The following is a 13,718-nucleotide window of genomic DNA, read 5'->3' on the forward strand; positions in this document are numbered from 1 at the left end:
CCTCAGGGGGGTTGAAGGGTACTTGTGCCGACAGAATAATCCGTCTGGCAAGTAGGTTTGGGGCGGATTTATGCCAACCTGTTGGTAATGCGGCAAATCTGCCGCTTGTATCCCTGGGTGTGTAGGTTCAGATTTAAAAAAGGACCAAACCTCTTTTCGCATCGCCTTGACCTTGCTGCCATAAGCGGTTTCGCTTGGAGAAGGGCTTTTTCAATTCTTCTGATGACATCAGGCGGTTACACGCGTGTTGTATGGTCCGGACCTGATAGACGATAAGGATAAGACCTTGGCTTACGAACATAACGATGCCCCCAAAGATTGGCTGGAAGCCGAGTTGGAAGACACGCTGGACGAAGATTTCGAGATCGAGTTCAGCGAACCCATGCTCTCGATGGAAGTCCGCAAGATCTATAAGGACCAGCATCCCGACATGCTGGATCGCAAAGTCTATTTCCGCAATCTGCTGCGCTTGCAGGCCGAATTGATCAAGGTTCAGGACTGGGTACAGCATACCGGGGCCAAAGTGTGCATCCTGTTCGAAGGGCGCGACAGCGCCGGCAAGGGCGGCGTGATCAAGCGGATCACCCAGCGGCTGAACCCGCGGGTCGCACGCGTGGTCGCCTTGCCTGCGCCCAGCCGTCGGGAACAAAGCCAGTGGTATTTTCAGCGCTATGTTCCACACTTGCCAGCGGCCGGCGAAATCGTGTTGTTCGACCGGTCCTGGTACAACCGTGCTGGGGTCGAGCGGGTGATGGGGTTTGCGTCCGAGGATCAGGTCGAACAGTTCTTTCAGGACGTTCCCGAATTCGAACGGATGCTGGTGCGGTCGGGGATCATTTTGCTGAAATACTGGTTCTCAATCACCGATGAAGAACAGCAGTTGCGGTTCCTCATGCGCATTCACGACCCGATGAAGCAGTGGAAGCTGTCGCCGATGGATCTGGAATCCCGCATCCGCTGGGAGGCCTATACCAAGGCCAAAGAAGACATGTTGTTCCGCACAAACATTCCCGAGGCGCCCTGGTATATCGTCGAAGGCAATGACAAGAAACGCGAGCGCCTGAACTGTATCGAGCATCTTCTGACCAAGATTCCCTATACGGATGTTCCACAGGAAAAGGTCGAATTACCGGATCGAAGATACAACCCGGAATATGAACGGCGCGTCCTGCCGGATGAGCTGCACGTTCCTAAAATCTATTGATCAAAAGAAAACGCCCCCAAAATCGGGGGCGTTATAAATTTGGAAAACCTGGGGTCTCAGAACATGAAATGTTCGTTTGCCAGGTCTGCGATCTGCGTGTTTTGCAGGGTCAGAGTATTGCCCGCATTGTCATCGATGATCACATCATTGCCGGATTGCGAAATGTGGTTGTTCATCAGATCGTTATATCCGGTGATCGCGCCATTCAGGCTGAGGTCGATGAAGTCCTCAGAGGTGAAATCCGTGACGGTGTCCGGCCCGATGGTGAAAACGAACGTATCCGCCCCGTTGCCGCCGGTCATGGTGTCAATGCCGCGGGCACCGATCAGAGTATCGTCGTCGTCGCCTCCGATCAGGGTGTCGCGGCCACGGCCACCTCTAAGCACGTCGTCGCCAGAGCCGCCTTGCAACCTGTCGGCACCCATGCCCGATTGCAGCCAGTCATTCCCGGTCGCACCCATCAACAAATCGACGCCTTGACCACCCAGAAGGACGTCATTGCCGCCAAAGCCGCTCAGCGTGTCATCGCCGGTGCCGCCGGTCAGCGTATCGCGGCCGTTGCCGCCACCAAGAATGTCATCGCCGTCGCCGCCGTTCAACGCGCCAGCCTGACCGGCCTTCAGAATGAACCAGTTATCTGATGCATCGCCGACTGTGCCTGCGTCCACGGCCTGTTGGCCGGGCTGGGTAGGTGTGCCACCACCCGAACCACCGCCTGAACCGCCACCTGACCCGCCGGTGTCCAACTGAACCGGTGCCGAGGTCGTGGCAAAATTCTGGGTCACGATCACGGCATCCCAACCGTTGAAATTGCCCTCTTCAATGCCGATCCCGATATATTCGAAATCGGGGTTCAGTATGTTGGCCCGGTGACCGGGGCTGTTCATCAGGCTTTGGTGAAGCTGTACCACATCATCGCTGGCACCATTGGGCCCGCGTTCGGATTGCCAGGCGATGTTTTCACCCGATCTCCAGCTGCCGGTGAAATCGAAACCGGCATCTCTCATCCGCTGGGTCGCGCTCGAGCCGCCCTGACCAGTGTGGCTGAAGATATCTGTCTGCAGCATCCATTCGCTGTGATCTTCGGCCGAGTCGTTCAGCTGAAGCTCAAGCTTGAGGGGTTGCAGCCCCCGACTTGTGCGTTCGTCATTGATCAATGCAAGCATCTGCCGTTCTAGATTGCTGGCCGTTGACATGATTCTGCCTCCAATTGAATTGAGTTATTTTGGCGTGACATTAATGGCGAGAATTTGACGGGATACAGACACAATCTGGACACCCCGACCCGTTCGGCGAATTGCCACCGCCTGATTCGCATTGTTTGTGCGAAAAACTGCGCAAGTGCGCTGTGAAAGCGGTGTGAGGCACCGTTTCAGTGCCTCACACGCGGCGTCGAACCTTAGACAAAGTCCATCATGCATCCGCTGTCGGCCGGTATCAGGATAAAGAAATCATCCGGTGCGTCCGCCTCCATGACCGGGGCATCGTCATTCGCCGCCGGAGTGTCGTCGCACATATCCAGGGTCAGCATGAAATCGTCCTCGGTGGTGTCCGCATCGGTCACCATCGGGTCGTCGTTCATTCTGAAATCGTCGACCAGCGCCAACAGGTCGTTCACGAAATCCTCGATTGCTGCCAGGAATTCTTCCACGTCGAAGCAAACGCCTGCAGTCGTATCGGTGACATCCGGTTCAGGTGTTTCCGGGTCCTCGGTTTCGGTGACGTCGGTGTCTGGCGTATCCTCGCCCGGGTCCTCGGTCTCGGTGACATCGGTGTCTGGCGTTTCCTCGCCTGGGTCCTCGGTCTCGGTGACATCGGTGTCTGGCGTTTCCTCAACCGGGTCGTCGGTCTCGGTGACGTCGTTGTCTGGCGTTTCCTCGCCCGGGTCCTCGGTCTCGGTGACATCGGTGTCTGGCGTTTCCTCAACCGGGTCGTCGGTCTCGGTGACATCGGTGTCCGGTGTTTCCTCGCTCGGGTCTTCGGTTTCGGTGACGTCGTTGTCTGGCGTTTCCTCATCCGGGTCGTCGGTCTCGGTGACGTCAGTGTCTGGCGTTTCTTCTCCCGGGTTGTCGGTATCGGTGACGTCGGTGTCCGGTGTTTCCTCAACCGGGTCCTCGGTTTCGGTGACGTCGTTGTCTGGCGTATCTTCGACAGGGTCTTGGGTTTCAGTCACAGGGTCATCGGGCATTGCCACGTCGTCCGAAGGCGGTGTCGGGGCGGCTCCGTTGTCTAGCACCACCGCGGCGTCGGTGGTGGCAAAGTTCTGGGTCACCATGACGGCGTCCCACCCATTGTAGTCACCTTCCTCAACCCCAATTCCGATGTATTCGTAGTCAGGGTTCAGGATGTTGGCGCGGTGGCCGGGGCTGTTCATCAGGCTCTCGTGCAGTTGTTCGACATCATCACTGATGCCCGCGGCACCGCGTTCCGATTGCCAGGCGATGTTCTCACCCGACCGCCAGCCGCCGGTGAAGTCGAACCCGGCATCTTCCATGCGCTCGGTCGCGCTTGAGCCGCCCGAACCGGTGTGGCTGAATATATCCGCGTTCAGCATCCAGGTGCTGTGATCCTCGGCCGATGCGTTTAGGCGGGTTTCCAGTTGCAGCGGGGTTAGCCCGCGGGATGTGCGCTCATCATTGATCAGCGCCAGCATTTCTTGCTCGATTGTACTTGCAGTCGACATGGTAGCCTCCGTTTAAGTGGTCGTCTGAGTAGACGAGGCCAGTTACAGGGGGCGTTGAACGGACGGACAGAGCGGTTCAGATTTCAGGCGAATTTCAGCAGGGGCATGCTACCGGTACGGGATTCGCTGCGCTGCAAAATGCCGGGCAAAATGTTGCTTGGCCCGATTTAGCAGGTTGTCGCCTAGGGGTGTGGCGGACTCGGCGAATTGCAACCGGTGATAGAAACGACAAACCCCCGGGCGATGCCTCGGGGGTCGTCAAATAGTGTCATCCAAAGCTGGACGAGCGAGGTGCTTAGAGCAAACCTTCGCGCTGTGCTTTCTTACGTGCCAGTTTACGGGCACGACGGATCGCTTCAGCCTTCTCGCGCGCTTTTTTCTCGGACGGTTTCTCGAAATGTTGCTTCAGCTTCATTTCACGGAACACGCCTTCGCGCTGCAGCTTTTTCTTCAGGGCACGAAGCGCCTGATCGACGTTATTGTCGCGAACACTAACCTGCATGTGGTTGTCACCACCTTTCTAGATAGAGTTGCAAGGAAATTGCAGGAGTTGGCCGTATAGCAAAGCCGGTCTATCTTGTCTAGTACTGGCCCCGAGAACCGGAGAACCGCCATGACCGTTACCTATGAAGATGCAAAACAACAGCTTTTGGACGCAATGCTGACCCACGTGCCCTTTGACGGTTGGTCTGAAACCAGCTTTCGCGCCGCGATCATTGATTGCGATTTGGATGACGGTTTGGCGCGCGCGATTTGCCCCCGAGGGGCGGTTGATCTGGCGCTGGCTTTTCATGCTCGCGGAGATGCGGCCATGGTAGAGCGTCTGAAATCCACCGACCTGAGCGAGCTGAAATTCCGCGAGCGTGTGGCCGCCGCCGTTCGGTTCCGGCTTGAGGCTGTGCCTGACAAGGAATTGGTGCGTCGGGGCATGACGCTATTTTCGCTGCCAACCCATGCGGCGGATGGGGCCAAGGCGCTGTGGCAGACCTGCGATCTGATCTGGGACACGCTGGGCGATACCTCGGACGATGTGAACTGGTACACCAAGCGCGCGACCTTGTCTGGGGTCTATTCCTCGACCCTGCTGTTCTGGTTGGGGGATGATTCGCCGGACCATCAGAAAACGTGGGAGTTTCTGGACCGTCGCATCGACAACGTCATGCAATTCGAAAAGCTCAAGGCGCAGGTGAATGGCAATCCGCTGTTCAAACCGTTTCTGGCAGTGCCGAACTGGTTTGCCAGCCAGGTGAAACCGCCAGTGAAAATGCGGGTCGACCTGCCCGGGATGCTGAATCCGCGCAAGTAAGCATCTGGGCCTTCCAGAAATTGCCTGCTAGGCATTGGGCAAAGGAGATTTGCCCATGACCCAGACAATGCGCGCCGTTGAGATCACCAAACCCGGCGGACCGGAGGTTTTGCAACTGTCCGACCGTCCCGTGCCGGAACCCCAAGCCGGTCAAGTGATCCTCAAAGTGGCATATGCCGGTGTAAACCGCCCGGACGCGTTGCAGCGCGCAGGGGCTTATGATCCCCCTCCGGGTGCCAGCGACCTGCCTGGTCTGGAGGCGTCGGGCGAGGTCGCGGCCATTGGCGCGGGTGTCGACGGTCTGTCGGTTGGCGACAAGGTCTGTGCGTTGTTGCCGGGTGGCGGCTATGCCGAATATGTCGCCACACCCGCTGCACATTGCCTGCCGGTTCCCACAGGTATGGGGATGAAAGAGGCCGCCTGCCTGCCCGAGACCTTCTTTACCGTCTGGTCCAACGTCTTCATGCGCGGTGGGTTGAAAGCGGGTGAGCGTTTTCTGGTTCATGGCGGTTCCAGTGGTATTGGCACGACGGCCATCCAACTGGCCAATGCGTTTGGCGCACGGGTCTTTGCAACCGCCGGTTCGGCCGATAAATGCGAGGCTTGCGTCAAACTGGGGGCCGAAAAGGCGATCAATTACCGCGATGAGGATTTCGTGGGTGTCCTGCGCGCCGAAGGTGGGGCGAACCTGATCCTCGACATGGTTGGGGGCGATTATATCCCGCGCAACGTCAAGACACTGGCTGAAGACGGGCGCCTGGTGCAGATCGCCTTTTTGCAGGGGCCAAAGGTCGAACTGAACTTTGCCCTGATGATGGTCAAACGGTTGACCCTGACCGGCAGCACCTTGCGCCCACAAAGTGATCTGGCCAAGGCAAAAATTGCGCAGGATCTGCGCGAGGCGGTCTGGCCATTGTTGGACGCCGGAAGGGTGGCGCCCGTGATGGACAGCGAGTTCGCGCTGGCTGATGCCGCCGCTGCGCATGCACGTATGGAAAGTTCAAATCACATCGGCAAGATCGTTTTGAACGTCGCCGGATAAGCTGACCAGCGCGCGGTTCAGGCCGCGCGCTTTAGGCGACGGCCCGGCGATACAGGTGCCATGTGGCGTGGCCCAGTACTGGCATCACCACAATTAACCCCAGCAGCATTGGGATTGCGCCAATCACCAGCAAGGCGGCGACAATGAAACCCCATGTCAGGATAACTCCGGGGTTTTGCCGCAACACCCGGACCGAGGTCACAACCGCCACTGGTAGACCCACTTTGCGGTCCAGCAATAACGGAAAGCTGACCACGCTGATGGCCAGCGCGACCAGAGCAAACAGGAATCCTACCGCGTTGCCAAAGATGATCATTGTCCAGCCCGCACCAGTGGTGAACACCTGCGTGACAAAGGCGCCTAAGGATGTGGGCAGATCAGGGCCCAGCGTGTGGACATAGATGCTCTGCGCTACCATCAGCCACACAAGCAACAGCATGACCAGATAGAAACCCAACATCAAAATGGCACCGAAAGATGGCGATCGGAACACGCCGAACGCATCCAGCCAATGTACCTCGCCCCCTTGTTCGCGTTTGCGGCTGATCTCGTACAGACCCACTGCGGCGATTGGGCCGATCAAAGCAAACCCCATGATCAGCGGCGCCAGCAGCGGCACCATGTTGCGGTTCAGCCCGAACCCGAACATCAACAATCCCGCGATCGGGTAGATCAGCACGATGAATATGGCATCCGCCCGCGTTTCAAGAAAGTCACTGTACCCTGCCTGCAAACAAGCCCTTATGTCCTGCATCGTCAGGTTCTGCACCACCGGCAGATGCCGCGTATCTGCGCTGCCGATATGGTTGACGCTTTCAGCTATGTGATCACCGGTCGCACCGATATTCTGGGCGGCCCAGCTAATCGGATTTCCAATCGTTTTAGCCATTGATTTCCCCTCCCTTTGCGTATCGCGCAGCAGGGTGGATCCGGCATCGATTGCCTGAGGCCGGACCAGCCGGCAACGCCCAGATAGCAGTATAGCACATTTTTTCACGTTACGGTTGCGTGACGCGGAAATGTGCCGATTGCCCTGATTTTCAGGCGTGTTAGCTTGGTCGCAGGCAACAGGAGGTCAGCATGCAGCAAACGGCAAGAACCGTCGTCATTCACGAACACGGCGGCCCCGAAGTTCTGAGGATCGAAGACCGCCCCGTCGGGGACCCCGGCCCCGGCGAGGTGCGTATCCGCCATCATGCCTGCGGATTGAATTTTATCGACATCTACCAGCGGATCGGGCTGTATCCGATGGATCTACCGCACGCTCTGGGGATGGAGGCCGCAGGCGTGATCGAAGCCGTTGGCGAAGGTGTGACCCATCTGGAACCCGGTCAGCGCGCAGCTTATGCGGCGGCACCGGCAGGCGCCTATTCCGAAGCCCGGGTGATGCCCGCAGCGCAGGTTTGTCCGCTGCCTGACGGAATCCCCTATGATGCGGCGGCGGCGATGATGCTAAAGGGGATGACGGTCGAATATCTGTTTCAACGCACGACGCCGTTGAAACGTGGCGATACCGTTTTGTTTCACGCGGCCGCCGGGGGCGTGGGGCTGATCGCGTGCCAATGGGCCAAATCCGAGGGGATTACCCTGATCGGAACCGCCGGGACCGACGAAAAATGCAGCCTTGCCAAATTCAACGGAGCTGCGCATTGCATCAATTACCGCACCGAAAACTTTGTCGAACGCGTGGCCGAAATCACCGGCGGTAAGGGGGTGGATGTGGTGATGGATTCCATCGGGGCGGATACGTTCACCGGGTCGCTTGATTGTCTCAAGCCGCTGGGGATGATGATTTCCTTCGGCAATGCATCGGGGTCTGTGCCACTGATCGATATTGGGATGCTGGCCAAGAAGGGCTCGCTGAAGATTACCCGCCCGACCTTGTTTACCCATATTGCTGATCACACGGTTTGCCAGGCAATGGCCCGACGGTTGTTCGGTAAGGTCGAGGGCGGAGAGGTTAAAATCCACATCGACCAGCGCTTTCCGTTGGATCAGGTGGACGATGCGCATCGTGCGCTTGAGGCACGGCAGACTACTGGCAGCACGGTGCTGGAACTTTGACCCATGCTCAAAGCAAAATGGCGACGGGTTTCCCCGTCGCCACTCATCCAAGTCTGGCTTAGATGATTACTGATCGGCCTGAAGCTCAGCCGGAGTTTTTTCAGCAATATCTTTCCAGTTTGCGTCAGCGCGCTCGTTGAAGCCCGGGATGTCGCCTTCCCAGCGTTCCTGAATGTCTTTCGACAGGTTCAGGTACAGTTTGTTGTCAACGATTTTCCAATAGGTCGGGTCGCCGTCAAACTTGAAACCCATCGCGGTGCCGAATGCGCAGTAACCGCCATATGCGGGCAAGTACGCTTCTGGGTTTTCTTCAAAGGCAGCTTTGTTTTCTTCCGAAGCAAAACGGTACAGCGCGTCGTTGTGCAGGGTCGAGATGCGGTAATCGCCTTTGGTCGGCTCGCCTACGGTGAAGTATGCAACCGGATCATAGCCCTGCATGGCCAGACCGGTCGAGCTTGCGTTGATCTCAACACCAGCGGCCAGCGCCGAGCTTGCGATTGCAACGGACAGCGCAACGCCGCCCAGAATGGATTTGAACTTGTTCATGGTTTCACCTTTCGTGAATAGGCTCGCTCAAGAGCACCTGAATTTTGCCCGGGCAAACCGGATTTTGTTTTTGCGACGCCTCTAATTGGCCGTCACAGGACCTCAGTTGGGCAGCACCCTGATCACGTTCAAGACAATCAATTGTGAAGGTGCGGTAACTCAAGTTTTGGTGATTTTAATTACGCTTCCGGGACCAGAGCCGTGACGAAAGACACAACCTTGGCGGCAGGCATTTCGCAGGGGCGCAGAAGGGCGCCACTGCTCTGCGTCAGATACAGGTTCAGGCTGATGTAGTCCGAACCGCCAAGTTCATGGGCCACCAGCTTATGGGATTTCCCCGCACCAAAAACCGAGCGGCTGACAATATAGCGCCGCCCGTTGGTGTGGCCGGTAAACGTGCCCTCGGGCAGGGCGAAATAGCGGTTCAGAAAGTCGGTTGGTGCGGTCACGACTTGCCGATTTTCGGCTCGGTCCCGGCCTTGATCCGCGCCAGATTGGCGCTGTGGCGCCAATAGACCAACAGGGTCAGGACGATGCTCAGCGCAAAGGTCGAACTGTCTGTCAGCACCAGCACCCAGACAACCGACATTGCCGCCGCCACCAACGCGCCCAGCGATGAGATCCGCCAGATCGCGGCGGCTACCAGCCATGTCAGGCAGCAGGCCACACCTACGCGCCAGTCCAGCGCCAGCCACAGGCCCAGAAAGGTGGCCACGCCCTTGCCGCCGTTAAAGCCCAGCCAGACCGGAAAGCAATGGCCCAGAAACGCGGTCAGCGCCGCGATCTGGGCGGCGTCTTCCCCAGCTAACGCGCGGGCCAACAGAACGGCCACCGCGCCCTTAGCAGCGTCAAAGATCAGCGTCAGCGCGGCGGCGGCCTTGTTGCCGGTGCGCAGTACATTGGTGGCTCCGATATTGCCCGACCCGATATTGCGCAGGTTGCCCAGCCCCATGACCTTGGCGATGATCATGCCAAAGGGAACAGACCCCATCAGATAACCAAGCACAGCCCAGAGGATTAGCTGGGTCATCGAACTGTCAAATGGCGGCATCAGGGTCTCCGGTAAACTTCTTGTCCAGCCACGTAGGTTGCGGTGACCTTACCTTGCATCCGCTGGTCGTCAAACGGTGTGTTCTGCGATTTTGATTTCAGCGAGAACCGGTCCAGCACAAAGGGCACATCCGGGTCGAACAGCACCAGATCGGCGGGCGCGCTGATCGACAGCCGGCCGCTGTCCAGCCCCAGCCGTTTTGCCGGGTTCAGCGCCATGGCCCGGAACAAGGTAGGCAGGTCCAACTGTTCCGAATGATACAGGCGCAGGGCTGCGGGCAGCAGCGTTTCCAGCGCAACGGCACCCGAGGCGGCTTCTTCAAACGGCAGGCGTTTGCTTTCCTCGTCCTGAGGTGTGTGCATCGAGCTGATGATGTCGATCAAGCCGCTGCGCACGGCCTCGATCACCGCCTGCCGGTCATCCTCGGACCGCAGCGGCGGCTTAACCTTGAAGAAGGTGCGATAGTCGGCCACGTCCAGCTCATTCAGCGTCAGATGGTGGATCGAGGTGCCCGCAGTAATGTCCAGCCCGTTGCGCTTGGCGCGCTCCAGTGCGGGCAGGGCGCGGGCGGTGGTGATCTGGTCTGCGTGATAGGCCGCACCGGTCATTTCCAACAGGGCGATGTCGCGGTCCAGCCCCATGCGTTCTGCCATGGGTGTGACGGCGGGCAAACCGCGCAAGGTGGCGAATTTACCGCTGGTCGCGGCGGCTCCGGCGCTCAGGACGGGTTCCTGTGGATGCGCTATAACCAGCGCGCCGCAAGACCGTGCATAGGTAAGTGCGCGCGAGAAAACTTTGGTATTGGTCACAACGTGGTCACAATCGGTGAACGCAACCGCGCCCGCATCTTGCAAAAAGCCGATCTCGGTCATTTCGCGCCCTTCGCGCCCCTTGGTCAGGGCAGCCATGGGCAAAACGTTGACCGGCGTATCCGCCTGCGCGCGGCGGGTGACAAATTCAAGGCTTTCGGGCGTGTCGATGGCCGGGCTGGTATCTGGGCGGGTGACAATGGTGGTCACACCCCCGGCCGCTGCTGCCAGACCGGCGGATTTATAGCTTTCCTTGTGCCGCTCGCCCGGTTCGCAGACCTTGACGCCGATATCGACGATGCCAGGGGCAAGGCAGTGCCCGCCGCAATCGATGATCGGCGTATCCGTGGACGGTGCGTCGCCGTCACCGCGCGCGGTAATCTGGCCGTTGCCCACCTGCAGCCAGCCAAGGCTGTCCGTGCCGGTTTCCGGGTCGATCAGGCGGGCGTTGGTGAAGGTCAGGTTGCTCATGCCAGTGCCCTTTCGATTGCGGCTTTGGTGGCGGCGGAATCCGCCTGATATTTGATCAGGTGTTTGTCGCCGCCCTTGGTGACGATCTGGACAAAACTGCCCATGGTGTTGACCGCCTTGATCTGGTTCAGGGCCACCTTGCGTGGGCCGGGGCCGGTGAGGGTGGTGTCCGTCATCGTCCAGGTGGCGACCAGTTCTTCCGAGGCCATGTACCACGCGCGGATGCCGACGGCGGCCAGACCGGCAGGCGCGCCGGTCCAGGGATAAGGGTTTCCGATCAGCCACAGCACGATCATCGCACCCGCCATGGCCACGGCGGCCAGCCACGCGTTGGTGCGAATATAGGTGCCTTTGTCGGGCGAGAAGGTCATAGGATCAGCCACAGGATGCCTCCGACGGCCAAAAGGATCACTAATGCCAGAACGGCCGAACCGATACGGCGGGGTTGGTCGTTTTGGGACGCGGGTCGAGGGGCCGAGAACGGTTTTGCGCTTTCAGTTTCGATCGGACCGCCGGTCCAGTTGGTGGCCTCTTCGGTGAACAGCCCGATCAGGCGCAACCGTTTGTCGGGGATCAGAGTGGCGGCGCGATCGCCAAAGGCGGCGCTGCGGATCACCATGACCCAACCCGTTATGGCTTCAAGCGCGTTGCGATCCAGCTGATCGGCGGACACGCCGCAGCCCTCGTTCAGATAACCATAGAGCCCCAGGTCTTCGAGGTCTGAGACCGCAAAGACGTCGATCTGTTCAGGGTCCAACCCCGCAACGCCCAGAATTTGATCGGCGGCACCGGGTTCACGCAGAAATTTGGCCTCTTCCGGGCGCATGTTCAGCGCGAACAGGCGGATCACGCCGCGTTCATGGGGGGCAACGGTCAGATCGCTCATGCCACCTCGCGCAGGTTGCGGGCCAACAGTTCCATCGCAGCCATGCGGACGGCGACCCCCATTTCGACCTGTTCCTGAATGACCGAGCGGTTGATGTCGTCGGCCAGGGTCCCGTCAATCTCGACCCCTCGGTTCATCGGACCGGGATGCATAACGATGGCGTCGGATTTGGCCAGCGCCAGCTTGGCAGCGTCCAGCCCATAGCGGTGGTAATACTCACGCTCGGACGGAATAAAGCCACCATCCATCCGTTCCTTTTGAAGGCGAAGCATCATCACTACATCGACGTCCCTAAGACCCTCATTCATGTCGTCATAGATCTCGGCACCAAATTCGGCAAAGTGGTCGGGCACCAAAGTGGGCGGGCCGATCAGACGGATGCGGTTTTCCATCTTGCCCAGCAGGATCAGGTTCGACCGCGCCACGCGGGAATGCGCGACATCGCCGCAAATGGCGATGTTCAGCCGGTGCAGGCGGCCCTTGGCGCGACGGATCGTCAATGCATCCAGCAGGGCTTGCGTCGGGTGTTCGTGCTTACCATCGCCCGCGTTCAACACCGCACAGTTGACCTTTTGCGCCAGCAAATCGACCGCGCCGGAATGCGGATGCCGGACCACCAGCAGATCGGGATGCATTGCGTTCAACGTCATTGCGGTGTCGATCAGGGTCTCGCCCTTTTTAATCGAACTGGCCTGCATTGCCATGTTCATCACATCCGCACCCAGCCGCTTGCCTGCCAGTTCAAAGCTGGCCTGCGTGCGGGTCGAGTTTTCGAAGAACATGTTGATCTGCGTCAGCCCCGACAAAACGTCGGAATGCTTGGTCGATTGCCGGTTTAGGTCGACATAGGTCTCGGCCAGATCAAGAATGGCGGTGATATCGGATTGCGACAGATGCTCGATGCCAAGAAGGTGACGATGGGCGAAACGCATGGGCGGGCTCCTGTCTGACAATCGGGCCGCTTATAGGAAGGTCCGCGCGCCTAGGCAACCTAAGGATCGGTTCCTTCGGGCAGTTTCTCGCATCCACCCTCGGGCAGGCATTGTTCGCCGGGTTTGCACCATTTGCCATAGCCGCAGTCGATGGCCTTGATCGGCACGCATCCCTGATGTTCGGAACATTTGAATCCGGGGCGGCATTGTGAGTCGGTTTCCTCGCACAAAAACCATCCGGGGCGCGTGCATCCGCCGCCGGGTATGCAGACCGATCCCGCGCCACAGGTCAGACCGTCTTCGCAAAGGGTGGGCAGGCCTTCGATCGCTGTGTTGGGGTCAAAGTCCGGCGTGATGCGTTCGCATTCGCGGCGCGCATTGCAAATTGAACCGCCCGGGCAATCCGCGCGCGAAGTGCATTTATTCGCCCCCGCGGGCGCGCATCGCGTGCCCCCGGCAACGCAGCGCTCGAACGGTCCGCAAGTGCGCCCACCGCCGCAATAGGTGCCGCCCAGGGGAATGCAGTGGCCATCAAAGCTGCACCTCTGGCCGCCGGAACAGCACCTTGTGCCGCATTTGAACTGACCGGCGCGGCATTGGCCGTTGCGGTCGAAAAGCTGCGCAAAAGCAGGGCCGCTGAGCATGGTCAGCAGCAAAGAAATCATAAGGAATCGCAAAAGTACGAACATGAATACCCTCATGGTCGGTGCGACGGACCGCCCGA

16 protein-coding genes are annotated in these 13,718 nt (G+C 59.0%); 4 read left to right on the forward strand and 12 right to left on the reverse strand.

The window, feature by feature from the left end; translation table 11 throughout:
* The first annotated feature begins 286 nt into the window (after window positions 1–286).
* Window positions 287–1,204 (forward strand): polyphosphate kinase 2, encoded by a 918-nt coding sequence (gene ppk2, locus AB1A64_RS12275; protein ID WP_170350719.1) that lies wholly within the window; start codon window positions 287–289, stop codon window positions 1,202–1,204.
* A gap of 56 nt (window positions 1,205–1,260) precedes the next feature.
* On the opposite strand, the gene AB1A64_RS12280 is transcribed toward ppk2, so the two are convergent.
* From AB1A64_RS12280 to rpsU, 3 genes are all read right to left on the reverse strand, one after another.
* Complete coding sequence (locus AB1A64_RS12280) at window positions 1,261–2,400, reverse strand: CAP domain-containing protein (protein WP_366551674.1); 1,140 nt, start codon at window positions 2,398–2,400, stop codon at window positions 1,261–1,263.
* 203 nt (window positions 2,401–2,603) lie between these two features.
* Window positions 2,604–3,887 carry a CAP domain-containing protein gene (locus tag AB1A64_RS12285; protein WP_366551675.1) on the reverse strand — a complete coding sequence of 428 codons (1,284 nt, stop codon included), beginning with the start codon at window positions 3,885–3,887 and terminating at the stop codon, window positions 2,604–2,606.
* Window positions 3,888–4,182: 295 nt separating this feature from the next.
* Window positions 4,183–4,389, reverse strand: coding sequence for a 30S ribosomal protein S21 (rpsU, locus tag AB1A64_RS12290; protein ID WP_005614280.1), 207 nt, complete (start codon window positions 4,387–4,389; stop codon window positions 4,183–4,185).
* 111 nt (window positions 4,390–4,500) lie between these two features.
* On the opposite strand from rpsU, the gene AB1A64_RS12295 reads away from it, so the two are divergent.
* Together AB1A64_RS12295 and AB1A64_RS12300 are read left to right on the forward strand one after the other, a co-directional pair.
* A complete protein-coding gene (locus AB1A64_RS12295) occupies window positions 4,501–5,193 on the forward strand; it encodes a COQ9 family protein (protein WP_366551676.1) in 693 nt (230 codons plus the stop codon).
* 55 nt (window positions 5,194–5,248) lie between these two features.
* Window positions 5,249–6,235: an NAD(P)H-quinone oxidoreductase gene (locus tag AB1A64_RS12300; RefSeq protein WP_366551677.1), complete on the forward strand. Its 987-nt coding sequence runs from the start codon at window positions 5,249–5,251 to the stop codon at window positions 6,233–6,235.
* A 31-nt stretch (window positions 6,236–6,266) separates the two neighbouring features.
* On the opposite strand, the gene AB1A64_RS12305 is transcribed toward AB1A64_RS12300, so the two are convergent.
* Window positions 6,267–7,124: a DUF2189 domain-containing protein gene (locus AB1A64_RS12305; protein ID WP_366551678.1), complete on the reverse strand. Its 858-nt coding sequence runs from the start codon at window positions 7,122–7,124 to the stop codon at window positions 6,267–6,269.
* Window positions 7,125–7,315: 191 nt separating this feature from the next.
* Here AB1A64_RS12305 and AB1A64_RS12310 point away from each other — a divergent pair, with 191 nt between their 5' ends.
* On the forward strand, window positions 7,316–8,299 hold the full coding sequence (locus tag AB1A64_RS12310) for a quinone oxidoreductase (RefSeq protein ID WP_366551679.1): 984 nt from the start codon (window positions 7,316–7,318) through the stop codon (window positions 8,297–8,299).
* Window positions 8,300–8,365: 66 nt separating this feature from the next.
* Here the strand turns inward: AB1A64_RS12310 and AB1A64_RS12315 are convergent, their stop codons facing one another.
* From AB1A64_RS12315 to AB1A64_RS12350, 8 genes are all read right to left on the reverse strand, one after another.
* Window positions 8,366–8,845: a YHS domain-containing (seleno)protein gene (locus AB1A64_RS12315; protein WP_366551680.1), complete on the reverse strand. Its 480-nt coding sequence runs from the start codon at window positions 8,843–8,845 to the stop codon at window positions 8,366–8,368.
* A 179-nt stretch (window positions 8,846–9,024) separates the two neighbouring features.
* Window positions 9,025–9,294, reverse strand: a complete 270-nt coding sequence (locus tag AB1A64_RS12320; protein ID WP_366551681.1) for a hypothetical protein — start codon at window positions 9,292–9,294, stop codon at window positions 9,025–9,027.
* Window positions 9,291–9,896 carry a glycerol-3-phosphate 1-O-acyltransferase PlsY gene (gene plsY / locus AB1A64_RS12325; RefSeq protein WP_366551682.1) on the reverse strand — a complete coding sequence of 202 codons (606 nt, stop codon included), beginning with the start codon at window positions 9,894–9,896 and terminating at the stop codon, window positions 9,291–9,293. Before plsY ends, AB1A64_RS12320 begins: the two co-directional genes overlap by 4 nt.
* The gene (gene pyrC / locus AB1A64_RS12330) at window positions 9,896–11,176 is read right to left on the reverse strand and encodes a dihydroorotase (protein ID WP_366551683.1); all 1,281 of its coding nucleotides are present in this window, start codon (window positions 11,174–11,176) and stop codon (window positions 9,896–9,898) included. Before pyrC ends, plsY begins: the two co-directional genes overlap by 1 nt.
* Window positions 11,173–11,547, reverse strand: coding sequence for a hypothetical protein (locus AB1A64_RS12335; protein ID WP_366551895.1), 375 nt, complete (start codon window positions 11,545–11,547; stop codon window positions 11,173–11,175). The genes pyrC and AB1A64_RS12335 overlap by 4 nt, the downstream gene beginning before the upstream one ends.
* The gene (locus AB1A64_RS12340) at window positions 11,544–12,062 is read right to left on the reverse strand and encodes a hypothetical protein (RefSeq protein WP_366551684.1); all 519 of its coding nucleotides are present in this window, start codon (window positions 12,060–12,062) and stop codon (window positions 11,544–11,546) included. Before AB1A64_RS12340 ends, AB1A64_RS12335 begins: the two co-directional genes overlap by 4 nt.
* On the reverse strand, window positions 12,059–12,994 hold the full coding sequence (locus tag AB1A64_RS12345) for an aspartate carbamoyltransferase catalytic subunit (RefSeq protein ID WP_170377822.1): 936 nt from the start codon (window positions 12,992–12,994) through the stop codon (window positions 12,059–12,061). The genes AB1A64_RS12340 and AB1A64_RS12345 overlap by 4 nt, the downstream gene beginning before the upstream one ends.
* Before the next feature lie 59 nt (window positions 12,995–13,053).
* Window positions 13,054–13,683: a scavenger receptor class F, member 2 gene (locus AB1A64_RS12350; protein ID WP_366551685.1), complete on the reverse strand. Its 630-nt coding sequence runs from the start codon at window positions 13,681–13,683 to the stop codon at window positions 13,054–13,056.
* Window positions 13,684–13,718 lie beyond the last annotated feature (35 nt).

Source organism: Ruegeria sp. ANG10 (genome assembly GCF_040705255.1).
Classification (GTDB): domain Bacteria; phylum Pseudomonadota; class Alphaproteobacteria; order Rhodobacterales; family Rhodobacteraceae; genus Ruegeria.